13 protein-coding genes and 1 pseudogene are annotated in these 14,570 nt (G+C 61.9%); 2 read left to right on the top strand and 12 right to left on the bottom strand.

What is annotated here, in order from left to right:
• Positions 1-52 precede the first annotated feature (52 nt).
• Positions 53-211: a YqaE/Pmp3 family membrane protein gene (locus tag KI237_RS27725; protein ID WP_003177654.1), complete on the top strand. Its 159-nt coding sequence runs from the start codon at positions 53-55 to the stop codon at positions 209-211.
• A 122-nt stretch (positions 212-333) separates the two neighbouring features.
• Here the strand turns inward: KI237_RS27725 and KI237_RS27720 are convergent, their stop codons facing one another.
• The 12 genes and pseudogenes from KI237_RS27720 to KI237_RS30665 form a co-directional block, all read right to left on the bottom strand.
• Positions 334-2,163: a S9 family peptidase gene (locus KI237_RS27720; RefSeq protein WP_212797865.1), complete on the bottom strand. Its 1,830-nt coding sequence runs from the start codon at positions 2,161-2,163 to the stop codon at positions 334-336.
• Positions 2,129-3,298 (bottom strand): pyrroloquinoline quinone biosynthesis protein PqqE, encoded by a 1,170-nt coding sequence (pqqE, locus tag KI237_RS27715; RefSeq protein ID WP_212797864.1) that lies wholly within the window; start codon positions 3,296-3,298, stop codon positions 2,129-2,131. Before pqqE ends, KI237_RS27720 begins: the two co-directional genes overlap by 35 nt.
• A complete protein-coding gene (gene pqqD, locus KI237_RS27710; RefSeq protein WP_212797863.1) occupies positions 3,270-3,545 on the bottom strand; it encodes a pyrroloquinoline quinone biosynthesis peptide chaperone PqqD in 276 nt (91 codons plus the stop codon). The genes pqqE and pqqD overlap by 29 nt, the downstream gene beginning before the upstream one ends.
• Positions 3,542-4,252, bottom strand: a complete 711-nt coding sequence (gene pqqC, locus KI237_RS27705) for a pyrroloquinoline-quinone synthase PqqC (protein ID WP_212800705.1) — start codon at positions 4,250-4,252, stop codon at positions 3,542-3,544. The genes pqqD and pqqC overlap by 4 nt, the downstream gene beginning before the upstream one ends.
• Before the next feature lie 268 nt (positions 4,253-4,520).
• Positions 4,521-5,432, bottom strand: a complete 912-nt coding sequence (gene pqqB / locus KI237_RS27700) for a pyrroloquinoline quinone biosynthesis protein PqqB (RefSeq protein WP_212797862.1) — start codon at positions 5,430-5,432, stop codon at positions 4,521-4,523.
• An 80-nt stretch (positions 5,433-5,512) separates the two neighbouring features.
• Positions 5,513-5,587: a pyrroloquinoline quinone precursor peptide PqqA gene (gene pqqA / locus KI237_RS27695; protein WP_212800704.1), complete on the bottom strand. Its 75-nt coding sequence runs from the start codon at positions 5,585-5,587 to the stop codon at positions 5,513-5,515.
• Positions 5,588-5,757: 170 nt separating this feature from the next.
• Positions 5,758-8,198: pseudogene (pqqF, locus tag KI237_RS27690) on the bottom strand (pyrroloquinoline quinone biosynthesis protein PqqF).
• A gap of 62 nt (positions 8,199-8,260) precedes the next feature.
• A complete protein-coding gene (locus tag KI237_RS27685; RefSeq protein WP_212797860.1) occupies positions 8,261-9,055 on the bottom strand; it encodes a carbon-nitrogen hydrolase family protein in 795 nt (264 codons plus the stop codon).
• A gap of 26 nt (positions 9,056-9,081) precedes the next feature.
• Complete coding sequence (locus KI237_RS27680; protein ID WP_212797859.1) at positions 9,082-10,764, bottom strand: flavin monoamine oxidase family protein; 1,683 nt, start codon at positions 10,762-10,764, stop codon at positions 9,082-9,084.
• Positions 10,765-11,147: 383 nt separating this feature from the next.
• Positions 11,148-11,609 carry an Lrp/AsnC family transcriptional regulator gene (locus KI237_RS27675; protein WP_018607342.1) on the bottom strand — a complete coding sequence of 154 codons (462 nt, stop codon included), beginning with the start codon at positions 11,607-11,609 and terminating at the stop codon, positions 11,148-11,150.
• Between the two features lie 36 nt (positions 11,610-11,645).
• The gene (locus KI237_RS30670) at positions 11,646-12,533 is read right to left on the bottom strand and encodes a hypothetical protein (protein ID WP_249410671.1); all 888 of its coding nucleotides are present in this window, start codon (positions 12,531-12,533) and stop codon (positions 11,646-11,648) included.
• Positions 12,530-14,107, bottom strand: coding sequence for a hypothetical protein (locus KI237_RS30665; RefSeq protein ID WP_249410670.1), 1,578 nt, complete (start codon positions 14,105-14,107; stop codon positions 12,530-12,532). Before KI237_RS30665 ends, KI237_RS30670 begins: the two co-directional genes overlap by 4 nt.
• A 103-nt stretch (positions 14,108-14,210) precedes the next feature.
• On the opposite strand from KI237_RS30665, the gene KI237_RS27665 reads away from it, so the two are divergent.
• Positions 14,211-14,462 (top strand): helix-turn-helix transcriptional regulator, encoded by a 252-nt coding sequence (locus tag KI237_RS27665; RefSeq protein WP_212797858.1) that lies wholly within the window; start codon positions 14,211-14,213, stop codon positions 14,460-14,462.
• Positions 14,463-14,570: the final 108 nt, after the last annotated feature.

The raw sequence follows: 14,570 nt of genomic DNA, 5'->3' as shown, positions 1-14,570 counted from the left end.
GTGGGTCAATGAGCTATGTGGCAATGTAGCCATCGCCAATCAGGAGTCATCCATGGATTTCATTCGCATCATTATCGCCATCCTGCTGCCGCCACTGGGGGTGTTCCTGCAGGTCGGTTTTGGCGGAGCTTTCTGGCTGAATATCCTGCTGACGCTGTTGGGTTATATCCCGGGCATCGTGCATGCGGTGTATATCATCGCCAAGCGCTGAATTGATCTATGGAAACCCCTGTAGGAGCGAGCTTGCTCGCGATAGCCATGGCCCAGTCGACATTTCCATAGACTGACACACCACTATCGCGAGCAAGCTCGCTCTCACAGGTTTTTGGCATCCTATAGGTCGCTATCCATCACCTTGCGATAGAACAACCACTCATGCTCCAGCGCATGGGCCTGGTTCGCGGCCTTGCGAAAACCGTGGCGCTCATCCGGGTAGTAGTGCGCCTCCACCGTGACGCCATTGGCCTGTAGAGCACTGACCATGTCGCGGGTTTGCTGCGGTACCACCACCGCGTCCAGCTCACCTTGGAAAAAGATCACCGGCACGCGGATGTTCCCAGCGTGCAGCAGTGGGGTGCGGGCGTGATAGCGTTCGACGTCCTGTTGCGGATCGCCGATCAGCCAGTCCAGGTAATCACCTTCGAACTTGTGCGTGGCACGGCTGAGGGCGACAGGGTCGCTCACGCCATAGAGGCTGGCGCCGGCCCGGAATACATCATGGAATGCCAGGGCGCAGAGGGTCGTGTAGCCACCGGCACTGCCGCCTCGAACAAATGCACGACGGCCGTCGACCAGGCCTTGTTCGTCGAGATAGGCGACCACCGCGCAGGCGTCCTCGACATCCACCACACCCCAATTCAAATGCAACGCTTGCCGATAGGCCCGGCCATAACCGCTGCTGCCGCGGTAGTTGAGATCGGCGACGGCAAAGCCGCGCTGGGTCCAATACTGGATACGCGGGTCGAACAGGGGATAACAGGCCGAGGTGGGGCCGCCGTGAATGAACACCACCAATGGAGGCTTCGCGGGCGTGTTCATGGCCGGGTAGAAGAACCCGTGGGCTTCCCCTGAGGCAGATGGATAGCGCAGGGTTCTAGGACGGCTGATCTGTTCGACGGGCAATGGCGTGATTCCGCCGGCCAGCACGGCCACTTCGTGGCTATGCCGCTCAATGGCAATGACCGCCGATGGGCGGGTCGGCGAGGCTGCAACGGCGTAGATGAACCGCTCATCCAGCGCCAGGCTGCGAAAGCGGGTGTAGGTGCCGGTGAAGTCCTCACCGGCATCGTCACTGTGGCACAGGCCCAGGCGCCCGAAACCCGCTTCGGTCCAACTGGCCAGGTACGTGTGTGCGCCCAGTGGCAGCCAGGTGCAGCCACCCAGTTGCCACGGCGCTGGGGCGTGATCGGCTTGGGCGGCAGGCAGCGGCTCCAGGCCCTGGGCCGACTCTGTCCAAGGCTGCCAATAACCACCGCGATCAGTCAGGCAATAAAGACGACTGGCCGCATCGAAGCGCGGTTGCTGGATGGACTCTTCTTCACCGTTGCCCGCGACACAGCGCGGTTCCCCCCACCCCGCAGCGTTGCGCTCGGCCAGCATCAACCGCGTTGCGGTCCAGGGTTGATGTGGGCGGCTCCACTCAATCCAGGCAAGCCGCTGGCCGTCCGGGCTCACGGTGGGGGACGCGTAGAAATCTGCGCCTTCGGCCAGCAGATGCCGCTGATGATCTGCCAAGCCGATCGACACCAGGCGATGTTGGTTGGCCTGTTCTTCCACCGCCAATACCTGGCCATCGGCGAAGCTCAGATCCCCATAACGGCAGTCACCCGAGGTCAGCGCCACGGGGCGTTTGTCGTTCAGGGATTGGTGGTACAGCTGCTGGTCGGCTTCATTGACGAACAGCACACCGTCATGGCTCAGGCAGAATGACCCGCCGCCGTATTCATAGACCCGGCTGCGCGCGCTGAACCCGTCCGGTGTCAGGCAGCGGGGCATGGCGTCTTGCCAATGCCAGATCCGGCAGGCGCCGTCTGCGGGGCGGTACTCATTCCAGAACAGGCCCAAAGGCCCGAGCTGCAGTTCGGCGAAGTCGGTGCCGGCGGCAACGGCCTGGGCGGCGCTAAAAGGCTCAGCCTTTGGCGATGAGGCGCGAGTTTCGTTCATTGCGAAAGGCCAACTGTTCAATGGTTTGTGTGGCGTGCTCGGCGTCTTCACGCGCCTGCAGGATCACCCCGTGATGTTCGGACTTGCTGCACACCGGGTCGGCATTACTGGCATCGCCGGTGAGCATGAATGCCTGGCAGCGGCAGCCGCCGAAGTCCTTTTCTTTTTCATCGCAGGAGCGGCACGGTTCAGGCATCCAGTCATAACCGCGAAAGCGGTTGAAACCGAACGAGTCGTACCAGATGTGCTGCATGCTGTGGTCGCGCACGTTGGGAAATTGCACCGGCAGCTGGCGGGCTCCGTGACAGGGCAATGCCGTGCCGTCCGGCGTGACGGTCAGGAAAATGCTGCCCCAGCCGTTCATGCAGCCCTTGGGGCGTTCTTCGTAATAGTCCGGCGTGACAAAGATCAGCTTGCATGGATTGCCTTGCGCTTGCAGCTTGGCGCGGTACTCGTTGGTGACGCGCTCGGCGCGCACCAGTTGTTCCCTGGTCGGCAGCAGGCCGGCGCGGTTGAGCTGCGCCCAGCCGTAGAACTGGCAGGTGGCGAGCTCGACGAAGTCGGCTTCCAGGGCAATGCACAACTCGATGATGCGATCGATCTTGTCGATGTTGTGCCGATGGGTTACGAAGTTCAGCACCATCGGATAACCGTGAGCCTTCACCGCCCGGGCCATCTCCAGTTTTTGCGCGAAGGCTTTCTTCGAGCCGGCCAGGAGGTTGTTCACCTGCTCGTCGCTGGCCTGGAAGCTGATCTGGATATGATCCAGGCCAGCCTTCTTGAAGTCGCTGATTTTCTGCTCGGTCAGGCCGATGCCGGAGGTGATCAGGTTGGTGTAGAAACCCAGCCGGCGCGCTTCGCCGATCAACTCGGCCAGGTCCTGGCGCACCAATGGCTCTCCGCCGGAAAAACCCAGTTGCGCGGCACCCATCTCTCGGGCCTCGCGAAAGACCTTGAACCATTGCTCGGTGCTCAGTTCCTTGCCTTGCTCGGCAAAATCCAGCGGGTTGGAGCAATACGGGCATTGCAACGGGCACCGATAGGTCAGCTCCGCCAGCAGCCACAGCGGCAAGCCGACTTCAGGCTTGGGCGCAAGGCCAGGGGTGTCAGGCAAGTTCGATCCAGTGCTGTGCACGGGCGACCTCCATGAATTGCTCGATGTCGTCACCGAGCTCCGGGACGTCGGGAAACTGCTTCGCCAACGCGTCGACGATGGCCGCGACATCCCGTTCACCGTCGATCAGGCCGCCGATCAGCGCAGCGCTGTCGTTGAGCTTGATCATGCCTTCAGGATAGAGCAGCACGTGACCCTTCTGTGCGGGTTCGTACTGGAAGCGATAGCCGGGGCGCCAGCGCGGGGTCTTGCTGCGGTCGAAACTCATAAGGTGATCCCTTTGTGCCACACCCGTTGCCCGGTCACGCTGTGGTAGGGCGGGCGGTTCAATTCGTAGGCCATGCTCATGGCGTCGAGCATGCTCCAGAGGATGTCCAGTTTGAACTGGAGAATTTCCAGCATGCGCTCCTGCCCTTGGCGGGTGGTGTAGTGCTGCAAGGTAATCGCCAGGCCGTGCTCCACATCGCGCCGGGCCTGGCCCAGACGAGTGCGGAAGTATTGGTAACCGGTCGGGTCGATCCACGGGTAGTGCTGCGGCCAGCTGTCGAGGCGCGATTGATGGATCTGCGGAGCGAACAGTTCGGTCAGCGAGCTGCTGGCGGCTTCCTGCCAACTGGCCCGGCGGGCAAAGTTGACGTAGGCATCCACGGCGAAACGTACACCGGGCAGCACCAGCTCCTGGGAGCGCAGTTGATCGGGGTCCAGGCCCACCGCCTGGCCCAGCCGCAGCCAGGCTTCGATGCCGCCGTCTTCGCCGGGCGCGCCGTCGTGGTCGAGCAGGCGCTGGATCCACTCGCGGCGGATCTCCCGATCCGGGCAGTTGGCCAGAATCGCGGCATCCTTGAGCGGGATGTTCACCTGGTAGTAAAAACGGTTCGCGACCCAGCCCTGGATCTGTTCGCGCGTGGCTCGGCCTTCATACATCGCCACGTGATAGGGGTGATGGATGTGGTAGTACGCGCCCTTGGCACGCAGGGCTGCTTCGAACTTGGTGGGGACAGGGGGGTATCAGTCATTTCGGTCTCCAGGGAATGCCTGTGGGTTCTGTGGCGTCAGGGCTGGCCCCATCGTCGGATCGCCGCCTGGAGCAAGCTCGCTCCCACACTGGTTTTGCTGTGAATCAGATATCCACTACCACTCGGACTAACTGTGGGAGCGAGCCTGCTCGCGATAGCGTCCTGTCAGCCAGCATCAATCTTGACTGACACACCACAACCCCACTCCCACAATCGTGCTGCCTTTCCTACAACTCAATACTCATTCCGTCGTAAGCCACTTCAACCTTCCGGCGTACCAGTTCAGCCCGCTCGGGCGAGTCTTCGTCCAGGATCGGGTTGGTGTTGTTGATATGGATAAGGACTTTGCGCTGCTCGGGCAGTTGCTCCAGCACTTCCAGCATCCCGCCGGGGCCATTCTGGGCCAGGTGGCCCATTTCCCGACCGGTGCGAGTGCCGACGCCACGGCGCTGCATTTCATCGTCGTCCCACATCGTGCCGTCCACCAGCAAACAATCGCTGCCGGCCATGATCGCCAACAACGACTCGTCGACCTTGCCCAGGCCCGGGGCATAGAACAGCTTGCCGCCCGTGCGCAGGTCTTCGACGATCAGGCCGATGTTGTCGCCCGGGTGCGGGTCGAAGCGGTGCGGTGAATAGGGCGGTGCGGCGCTGCGCAGGGGCAGTGGGGTGAAGCGCAGGTTCGGGCAGGCGGCAATGGTGAAGCTCTGGTCGAGTTCGATGCGATTCCAGCTCAGCCCGCCGTTCCAGTGGGTGAGCATGTTGAACAGCGGGAAACCGGTGCTCAGGTCTTCATGGACCATGTCGGTGCACCAGACTTGATGCGGGCAACCTTCACGCAGGCTGAGCAGGCCGGTGGTGTGGTCGATCTGGCTGTCCATCAGGATGACCGCGTCAATGCCGGTGTCGCGCAGGGCCCGGCCCGGTTGCATCGGGGCGAAGCCCTGGAGTTGGGCGCGGATGTCCGGAGAGGCGTTGCACAAGACCCAACTCACACCGTCATCGGAGATCGCGATGGACGATTGGGTGCGCGCCTGCGCCCGCAGGCTACCGTTGCGAAAACCTGCGCAATTGGCGCAGTTGCAGTTCCACTGGGGGAAACCACCGCCGGCGGCGGAACCTAGAATCTGGACGAACATGGCTGCTCCATCTGCAAACCGAAATAAAAACGCCTCGGCTGGCCGAGGCGTAGTGCTGCGTGCTTAACCGCCTGCAGCATTCAACGGCTGGCGAAGTACATGGTGACTTCGAAGCCGATACGCAGGTCGATATATGCGGGTTTGGACCAGAACATGGGAATACTCCTTTGGTTGGGATGCTTTCGTTAGATGGAACGGGTGAGACCTATACATATAGTCCACCTCCGTTCGGAGATGTTCAGATGCTTAGGTGCCTATGTTACTAAATCTGACATATTCGTTCGCCGCGATTCTCGAAGAAAGCTCATTACAGCCGCTGCAATGATCATTGCACCGCTTGCCAGTGTTCGCCCGGGCAGGCTCCGTTGCTCAGGCAATACCATCCCCTTCAGCCTCGATCAGGCGTTGGGCGGCCAGTTGTAGCCGGGTGCGATCCAGGCACACGATGGCAGCGGACAGTTGCTCAAGATAATCCGACGGGCGGCCGGCCAGCTTGCCCTGCCAGAGCAGTTCGACGGCCTGGGCGCAGGGCAGGGCGGTGCTCTGGAGTTGGGCGGCAAGCGCCTGCTGCTGGCCGGTCAGGGAGACATCATCGAGCTGCTGGAGCAACGCCGGTAGCCCCGCCACGAATTGTTCGATGTGGGCGCTCAGTTGCGTCGCCTGGAGGCTGGGCGATTGGACGCCGAACAACAGCCCGGTTTGCCCATCGATTTGCTTCAATCCACTGAACACCGCATAACCCAACTGCAACTCCACGCGCAGGCGCTGGTAGAACGGCGTCTGACACAGCTGTGCCAGCAACCGCCAGGCGGCTTCGTCGGCCAGTGTCGGGGTGGCTGTCGGGCAAAACAGCAACACGGCCGGTTCTTTGCCGTGAGTCTGGAGCGTATGCCAGAGGCGTTGCCCGTGAGGCGCCGGCGCCAGGCTAGCCTCATCGCCGGCGATGCCCGGCACCCGGGCCAACGCCGGGCCCAACGCCCCTTGGGTGGCCGCCGACAGGCCGATGGACAGCCCGTCCCATCGGGCCGTTGTCCACACGCTTTGGTCGCTGTCGGGCACTGGCAACGCTGATGCTTGCCGTTCGTGCCGGCAGTGATTCGGCAACGCCTTCAACAGGTGCCGAATCGGCATCGGCGGGGGTTCGTGAGCGACTTGCGCCATTGACAGTGGTTGCGCAAGTTTGCTCAGAACGTGTTCGAGCACCAACGGAATCGTCGCCTGCAAGCCGACCAGTTTCAGTAGCCATTGATGACCAGAGGGCTCGAAGCTGACGTCCACACCGGCCTGGCCAGCATCCTCTCGCACATCCTGCAGGTGCCGGTCGAGCCTGGCTTGAAAGTCCGGCGTTGCCTGGGTCGTCAGTTGCCAACGCAGGTACACCGCGCCTTCACGACCGTTGTCTGGCAGCGCCTGGCTGAACTGCATGGGCGAGCGGTCCCGTCGACCCCGGGAGCGGTCCTGGGCGAAGGTTCGCAAGCCGCGGTGGGCGCTGGTCTGGCCGCGTATCAGCCCGGCGCGGGGCGCTTCGCTTGGCGTTTGCAGGAACGGATTGGGCGCGGGCAGTTGCCATTGCCCCGCGACGTTATCGGCAGGGTGCAGTTGCTTGAGGATTTCCCTGAGCCTCAGGAGGTCGCCTGCCAACAGCGACCCATCACGCCCTTCGCAGTCCCAGCGGGCCACCTGCAAGGCCGATCCTGTCTCTTGCCGACGCCGCAACAGTGCGGTGAACGCCTGGCGCAACGGCGCCCAGTCGTCCTGGGCGACAAAGAACCCCAGCCAGTCGCGCAGCAACGGCTGGATCTGCGCCGCTGTCTGGGCGTTGGCGTGCTTGAGTTCGATGTGCAGCAGCGCCTGCCCGGCAAACTCATACAGCGCGGTGGCGTTGAGGCTGTCGGCCAGGCCGCGCCGACGCAACGTGGCGAGCAAGCCGCCCGGTTTGCTGGAGTTCAGCCACGTACAGAGAAATTCCAGGGCTTGAGGCGAGGCGGCGTGCAAATCTTCGAAGGCGAACAGCAGATCAAGGTAACCCTCGCGGGCCTGTTGATAACTCGACTGCAATGATGCCATCAAGCTTGGTGGTGCCGGCCTGGCAAGCGCTTCGCCGGCAGGTATGTGGCTGTCGAACTGTTCAGCCAGCGCTTTCAAGGCGTCGATGCTTTGCGGGCCGGCCAGGCTCAGGGTCATCTGGCCGCTCTGGTAAAAGCGGCGATAGAAGTCGTGCAGGGCGCTTTGGAATTGGGCTTGCGTCACTGCCAGGCTATCGCGATTGCCGGCATGAAAACCCCGCAGCGGATGGGTCGACGATACGCCGTCATACAAGGCAAGCTGTCGCTGGGCTGCGGCATCCTGGGACCAGGCGATGAACTCCGCGTGCACCACCTCCCGTTCGCGCAACTGATCGGCTTCGTCCAGGCGCGGCTGGGCGAGCATGTCCCCGAGTCGTTCCAGTCCGTCGGCGAAGGTTGCGGGTGGCAATTCGAAGAAAAAATCCGTGGTGCGTTCGCTGGTACGTGCATTGACCTGGCCGCCGTGCCGCTGCACGTAGGCCATCAGGTTCTCCCCAGCGGGAAAACGCTCGGTGCCGAGGAAGAACAGATGCTCGAGCAAGTGCGCCAATCCCGGCCAGGCCAGGGGCGCGTCATGGCTGCCAGCCGCGACTCGCAGTACTGCAGCGCTGCGCTTAAGGCCTGGGACGTGACGCAATGTCACCCGCAAGCCGTTGGCCAGGGTTTCAGTGTGGGGGCGGAGGGAGTCGGGGGCCGGCATGAGCGCTTCCAGAACAAAGATGCGCTCATGCTAGCGGATTAGGCTGCGTTCTCAATCCTCAATCAGTGTTTGTGCAGCTCGCCGTAAAGCTCAGGACGGCGATCGTGCAGGTAGTTGTAGGCCGCGCGGGAGTCTTCCATCAGTTGGCGGTCCAGTTGAGCAACGATCAAGGCCTCATCCAGCCCCGCTAGCGCCGGGCGGCTGCCATTCGGTGCGGCGATGCTGCTTTGGCCGCAATACTGCAGGTCACCTTCGTGGCCGCAGTAGTTGGCGTACGCCACGAAACACTGGTTCTCGATGGCCCGGGCCCGCACAGTGACGTCGGCGATGAACTCGTAGGGTTGCATGTTGGCGGTTGGCACCAGGATCAGCTCGGCGCCGGCCAGGGCCAGGCGTCGGGCATTTTCCGGAAATTCCAGGTCGTAGCAGATCAGGAGGCCGAGCTTCCAGCCGTTGAGCTCCACGATGGGCAATGCGGCGTCGCCGGCGCTGAACATGGCGTGATCGAGGTCGCCGAACAGGTGGCTCTTGCGGTAGTTGGCCAGGCGCTCGCCCTGGGCGTCGATCAGCTGCACGGCGTTGTAGATCTGCCCGTCTTCGCCGCGCTCAGGGTAGCCATAGACAATCGCCAGGTTAGCGGCCTTGGCAATGCGGGCGATCTGTTGCGCCCATTCGCCGTTGTAGACCTCGGCCAATACATTCACCGCGTCGACGCCGATGTTGTAGCCGGTCATGAACATCTCCGGCAGCACCAGCACATCGGCGCCCCTGGCTTCCAGCGCCACCTGGTGCAGGCGTTGCAGGTTGCCGGCCGGATCCAGTGGCAGCGGCGGGCATTGGTAGAGGGCTACACGCATCAATAACTCCTTTTATTCGGGCCGTTTTATTCAGGCAGTGCGATCGGACCGATCTCGCGGAACACATCACCTGGACCCGGGTTCTCGGCGTGAGTTTCACCGCCGAAGTGCTTCATGATTCCCCACACGGCATTGAGTGAGGTCTGTACCGCGCCTTCGACCCAGGCCGGTGTCCATGAGACGTCATCACCGGCGATAAAGATCCCGCGTTGTTCGGCCGGCATGTCGTCCTGCATGAAATGCGCATACATGCGCTGGTTGTAGCGATAGTGGCCGGGCAGGGCGCCCTTGAACGCGCCGAGGAAATGCGGGTCGGCTTCCCAGGATACGGTGATCGGATCGCCGATGATCCGGGCGGCGATGTCCACCTTGGGATAGATTTTCTTCAGGGCATCGAGGGCCAGCTTCACGCGCTTTTCCACCGGGTGCGGGAGCATTTTCAGCGCGTCGCTCATCCAGGAATACGACAGGCAAATCACCCCCGGCTTGTCGTCCCCGTTGTCGAACAGATAGGTGCCACGGGTCAGCCGGTCGGTCAGGGTCATGCTCATCAGGTCACGGCCGGTCTCCGGGTCCTTGTCCTTCCAGAACGGCCGGTCGACCATCACGAAGGTCTTCGACGATTGCATGTAGCGGGTGCGGTCCAGGGCCATCCACATTTTTTGCGAGAACAGCGCTTCTTCACATTCGATCTGGGTGGTCAGCAGCCAACTCTGGCAGGTGACCAGCACGGCGGCGTACTCGCGGGTGTTGTCCCAGACGTCGGTCACGCTGAACCGGCCATCAGCCGCGCGGGCGATGCGCTTCACGCCGCTGCGTGGGGCGCCCAGGTGCAACGAATTCAGGCTGGTCCCTTGCGGCCAGTGCACGCAACGTTCCGGCACGTGGTTCCAGATGCCGTGGGGCACCTGCTCGACGCCACCGACCACCAGGTGCTGGTGGTCGTCGCAGTTGGTCATTACGACGCGGAAGATTTCCAGCATCGAATTGGGGAAGTCCGAGTCCCAGCCGCCGGTGCCGAAACCGACCTGGCCGAACACTTCGCGGTGCTGGAACGAGAGCTTGGCGAAGGCCTTTGAGGTGGCGACGAAGTCATAGAACGTGCGGTCATCCCACAAGGGTACCAAGGTGTTCCACAACGCCTTCAGGCGCGGCACGTCGCGGTCGCGGATCGCCTGCTGGATGTCTCCGAAGCGCGAGCCATCCTCCAGCGCATCGGCCCAGGCATCGGCAACTTCCTGGAACAGTGCGGGAAGGTCCGCCAGTTTCTGTGCGTAATAGGTCTGGCCTTCGAGGTCGATGACCGTACTGCCGGAAGCCGGTGTCAGCGGGTTGGGGAACGGTTTGGTCTCCAGGCCCAACTTGTCGACGTAATGGTAGAACGCAGTGGATGACACCGGAAAACGCATGCCGCCCAGCTCGGCAATCACCCCCTCGGCGCCATTGAACGCTTGTGAGCGCAGGCGCCCACCCATCTTGGATGCCTCGTAGACCACGGGTTTGAGACCCAGCTTCATCAGCTCGTACGCCGCCACCAGACCGGCGATCCCGGCCCCGACGATCGCCACTTCGGTACCGTGGTTGTGGGCGGGAATGCTGCCCAGGCCAGCCGGATGCTCGATCCAGTCGTCAAAGGCGAAAGGAAAGTCCGGCCCGAAAATGGTGATGGGCTTCTTACCGTCTGCTGGGTGGCGATTGTTCTTGTTCATGGCTGACCTTGGTGGGCGACTCGACGCGGTGTTCGCGTCTGAGTATAGGAAAGATGCCAGCCATTCTAGGGAGTGTGGAATACGTTAATAAGACACAATATGTCGTCGTTTTTAACTGCTTTCAGTCACTTTGACGTGCTTATAAAGCGTAATGACAAAACGGGTTCCCTGTGGGAGCGAGCTTGCTCGCGATAGCGGCTTGTCAGTCATGAAGATGTGACTGAACCAATGTCATCGCGAGCAAGCTCGCTCCCACAGAAACTCGCATTTTGAGTGCCTTTGGCTGAACGTCTCTATGACGAGCATCTGGAAGTATTGGAGAGAGGGCTTTGACAATGACGTAGAAATTTTCCGACTTGATTACGCGTTGTTCCCTGTAGGACTTAGACCGGCTGGCCTCGATCGATCTTGCTGCTGAGGATGATCGAAGTGGTGGTCTTCTCCACACCGTCCACGCTGCCGATCTGGTCCAGCAACTGGTCCAGCTGTTCCGGCGAGTCCGTGCGCAGCCAGGCGACATAGTCGAACTCACCGCTGACCGCGCACAGCTGCTGGACCTGGGCCATGGCGCTCAAGCGCCGCAGCACGTCCTTGCCGGAGCGTGGTTGGACCTTGATGCCAACATACGCCTGCAAGCCGCCGTCAATCACCCGTTGGCCCAGGCGCACGCCGTACCCAGTAATCACCTTGGTTTTTTCCAGCCGCGCCAGCCGCGAGGTCACGGTCGTGCGGGCGATACCCAGTTGCCGGGCGAGCATGGCGACGCTTTCCCGGGCGTTGATTTGCAGCGCCGCGATCAGTTGTCGATCGATTTCGTCGAGGACGGGAGGGCGGGTATCAGTCAAAGTGGGCTCCGGCGCAGGCATTCGATGGCGAGCATGTTACAGCCGCTCACCTGTGAAATAGCTAATGGCAGGCAAGGCCAGTGCGTGCCAGGCGGGGGCCTGGTGTACCTGTGAAGTCCTGAACCAGAAACTGTCCTGGCAAACCAGCTGTTCGGTGGGCAACTGCAACAAGAGGTCCAGTGGGAACGACTGCACTGAGCCTGGATCGTCATTGTCTTGCGCTTCCCAATCGCGCTCGAAACACCGTACATGCAGCTGCTCGGCGTGGAAGCTTTCAAACAGCGGCCGGTTGCCCAGCCACTGTGGATGCACCCGCAACGTGTGCTCCTGGACATCCAGGAGCAGCAATTGCCAGCCTCGGTAACTTCCACACTGTTCTGTCACATCGGTTGCCATGCAGGTCAGGGCCAGATAGCGGCTATCCGTCGACCAGATCATTGATGGTGCCAGATCGACCAGTGCGCAGCCTGAGGCTGTCAGCAGGTGGCCGCCGAGCCGCGGTGTCTGCGCGCGCACCCAACTGTCGGCATATTCCGTTTCGCTGCCGAACAGCCAGGCGGCATCCTGATGGTCGGGGGCGGGCTGGATGAAGTCACCGTCGGCGTTGGCCACTTGCGGACGATCCACCAGGCGCCAGGGAGCGACGCGGTGCAGTTGTGAGTTTGTCACCTGCAGCTCCACGGTGTTGTAGAACAGCCGGGAGTGTTCGTCGGGACGAAAGAACGATGGATCGCCACCGATCGGCGGCGCAGGGATGTTGAAGCGTTGCAGCGCGCTGCTGTCCAGGTCCTGGTCAAGACGACCGGCAACCACCGCCAGGCTCAGCCGGCCATCACGAAAATCGAGTATGCGCTCCACCCACATGGCGGGCCCCTCCAGCAGGCGTCGATCCTTCACGTCTGCAATCACCCCGCGAGTGGTCACTGTCGTTGAGCCTTCAAAAGGCAGCAGTGCCAGGTAGCGTCCGCAGTCTGAAACGCGGTGATCCAACAGCCAACTTCCTGGCAAGTGCCAGTCACCGATCTGACAGCGATAGCCCCGAGCCCCTCGCGATTGTCGCCAAGCCAGATCAACTGAGCACGCACACCGTCCAACATCGGCTGCGTCTCGATAAACGAGTCACCTCGCCCCCCTGGACTGTCCAACGGCATTGCAAGGGTCATGCGGGTCAGTTTGAATTCAGCGACTTGTACGCGGCCTTGGGCGTCATGGCCGGCCTGGATTTCGGTATCGCCGTGGATACTGTCCAGGCGATAGCCGTAGCGGCCGGAACCTGGGCGCGGATAGTCGAGGTACGTGCCGATACGCACATGTTCGGCGTCGAGGCCCTGCAACTCATGCCAGTAGAAGGACGGTTCCGTGGCACTCTTTACCCAAGGTGAGGGCAGGACGCGCCAGCCGGTGTCGAGCTGCCACAACCAATACTGGTCGTCCTGCGCCTCACCGCCTTGCTCCTGGGCCAGGCACACCAGGGCGCGTTGATCGGTGCTCCATATCAACGGTGCGTCTGCGGCCATCAGTAGGTCGGACGGTTGCCCGTTGACGCTGACGGTGTAGCGCGGCGACAGCAGGGGATCCAGTGGCTGGGCCAGGTCACGAAAGGTCGAGGGCAATGATAGGTTGCCCAGCAGGCACTGCCGGCCATCAGCGGAGCGCCGCTCAAAGGTCGGCTCAGGACGACAGTCGGCTTCCAGCCACAGATCGGCGACCGGCACCAGGTGAGTGACGCTGGCCGTTTGCAACAGCTCATCGAGCCGGGTTTCGCGAGCGCTGTTATCCACCAGCGGGCTATGGCGTCCACTCAACAGGTCGAGGTCAAAAGCGTCCAGCTCCCAGAGTTCGCTGTCGGCGCAGCGGTACAACTGGCGTTGCTGACGGTCGAGCACCACCAGTCCCCATGTTTGCCGGGACGGTACCGGTGCCGCGAAATAACGCCCGTCGCTGGAGAACACCGCCGAAGAACCAAGGCCATGCAGGAGCACACCGTCGGGGAACAGATAGTCGCAATAAGTCGGGCCGCCCATGGCGATTTCGCCGTGGTTGAACGCCCGGATCGGCTCGCCCTCAGGGGTCAGCAGCGGCTCGTTCCCACCCCAGGCACTCGGCCCTTTGCTGGAAACGGGCGCCAACCCAAGGCGGCGCTCCCAACTGCTGACGCAGGCGAGCCCGACGATGATGCCGACGATCGCCACCAAGATGCCCCACCACTCGGGTAACGCGCGGCCCAGGCTGAAACCCAGGCCAAACACGGCGCCGACCGTCACCCGGGCAATGCCTCGGCCCATTGCCAAGAAGCCCAGGCGAGCGGCAAGGCCCATCAGCAGCCCGAAGAACACCACCGCCAGCAAAGCCAATGGGGGCGGCAGCACGGTGACGAAAAAGGCCGGCACCAGCAGGATGCCGAGTTGCCAGAACAGTTCAAGAAACAGTCGGGGGAGGCTGGAGGTGGCGATGATGGGCGGTCTCGGTGAGGGGAAGGTTTTATTGTAATGGAGCAAAAGATACTAACGGAGGATGGAATCCCGGATGACGCAGCTGTTTTGATTTTTCGGCAGGTTAGGTATACGTTACATCTACAGTAATTTGTCACGTATACGAGACATGGACTATACACTTATCTCAACGCGTCTCGGCGAACAGGTCCGGCAACGCCGCCTGCATCGTGGTCTGACCCAAGCCAATCTCGCTTCCTTGGCGGGTATTACCCGGCAGAAAGTCATTGCCGTTGAAAAGGGCGACCTGTCAGTAGGCATGCTTGCCTATGCGCGAATTCTGGGGGCCTTGGATTGTGAGTTCGCGGTAGTGCCGGCTGCAATGCCCACGCTTGACGAAATCCAGGTAGTGTTCGACTGATGGCGACCTTACTGCAGGTTGCGACGCCTGATGGCGACAGCGGGAGGATCCTCGGCAGTGATTTTTGCGGCATCTAACCTACGTTAGGAGCTACCAGTATGTTCAAAG

It is taken from the genome of Pseudomonas sp. St316, assembly GCF_018325905.1.
Lineage (GTDB): Bacteria > Pseudomonadota > Gammaproteobacteria > Pseudomonadales > Pseudomonadaceae > Aquipseudomonas.
Note: the sequence above shows the minus strand (reverse complement) of the source record. Positions and strands in the feature narration are given on the sequence as shown.

Coding starts and splice junctions, on each gene's coding strand:
- KI237_RS27725 (WP_003177654.1), top strand. CDS start 53: ATGGATTTCATTCGCATCATTATCGCCATCCTGCTGCCGCCACTGGGG.
- KI237_RS27720 (WP_212797865.1), bottom strand. CDS start 2,163: ATGAACGAAACTCGCGCCTCATCGCCAAAGGCTGAGCCTTTTAGCGCC.
- pqqD (WP_212797863.1), bottom strand. CDS start 3,545: ATGAGTTTCGACCGCAGCAAGACCCCGCGCTGGCGCCCCGGCTATCGC.
- pqqB (WP_212797862.1), bottom strand. CDS start 5,432: ATGTTCGTCCAGATTCTAGGTTCCGCCGCCGGCGGTGGTTTCCCCCAG.
- KI237_RS27685 (WP_212797860.1), bottom strand. CDS start 9,055: ATGCGTGTAGCCCTCTACCAATGCCCGCCGCTGCCACTGGATCCGGCC.
- KI237_RS27680 (WP_212797859.1), bottom strand. CDS start 10,764: ATGAACAAGAACAATCGCCACCCAGCAGACGGTAAGAAGCCCATCACC.
- KI237_RS27665 (WP_212797858.1), top strand. CDS start 14,211: ATGGACTATACACTTATCTCAACGCGTCTCGGCGAACAGGTCCGGCAA.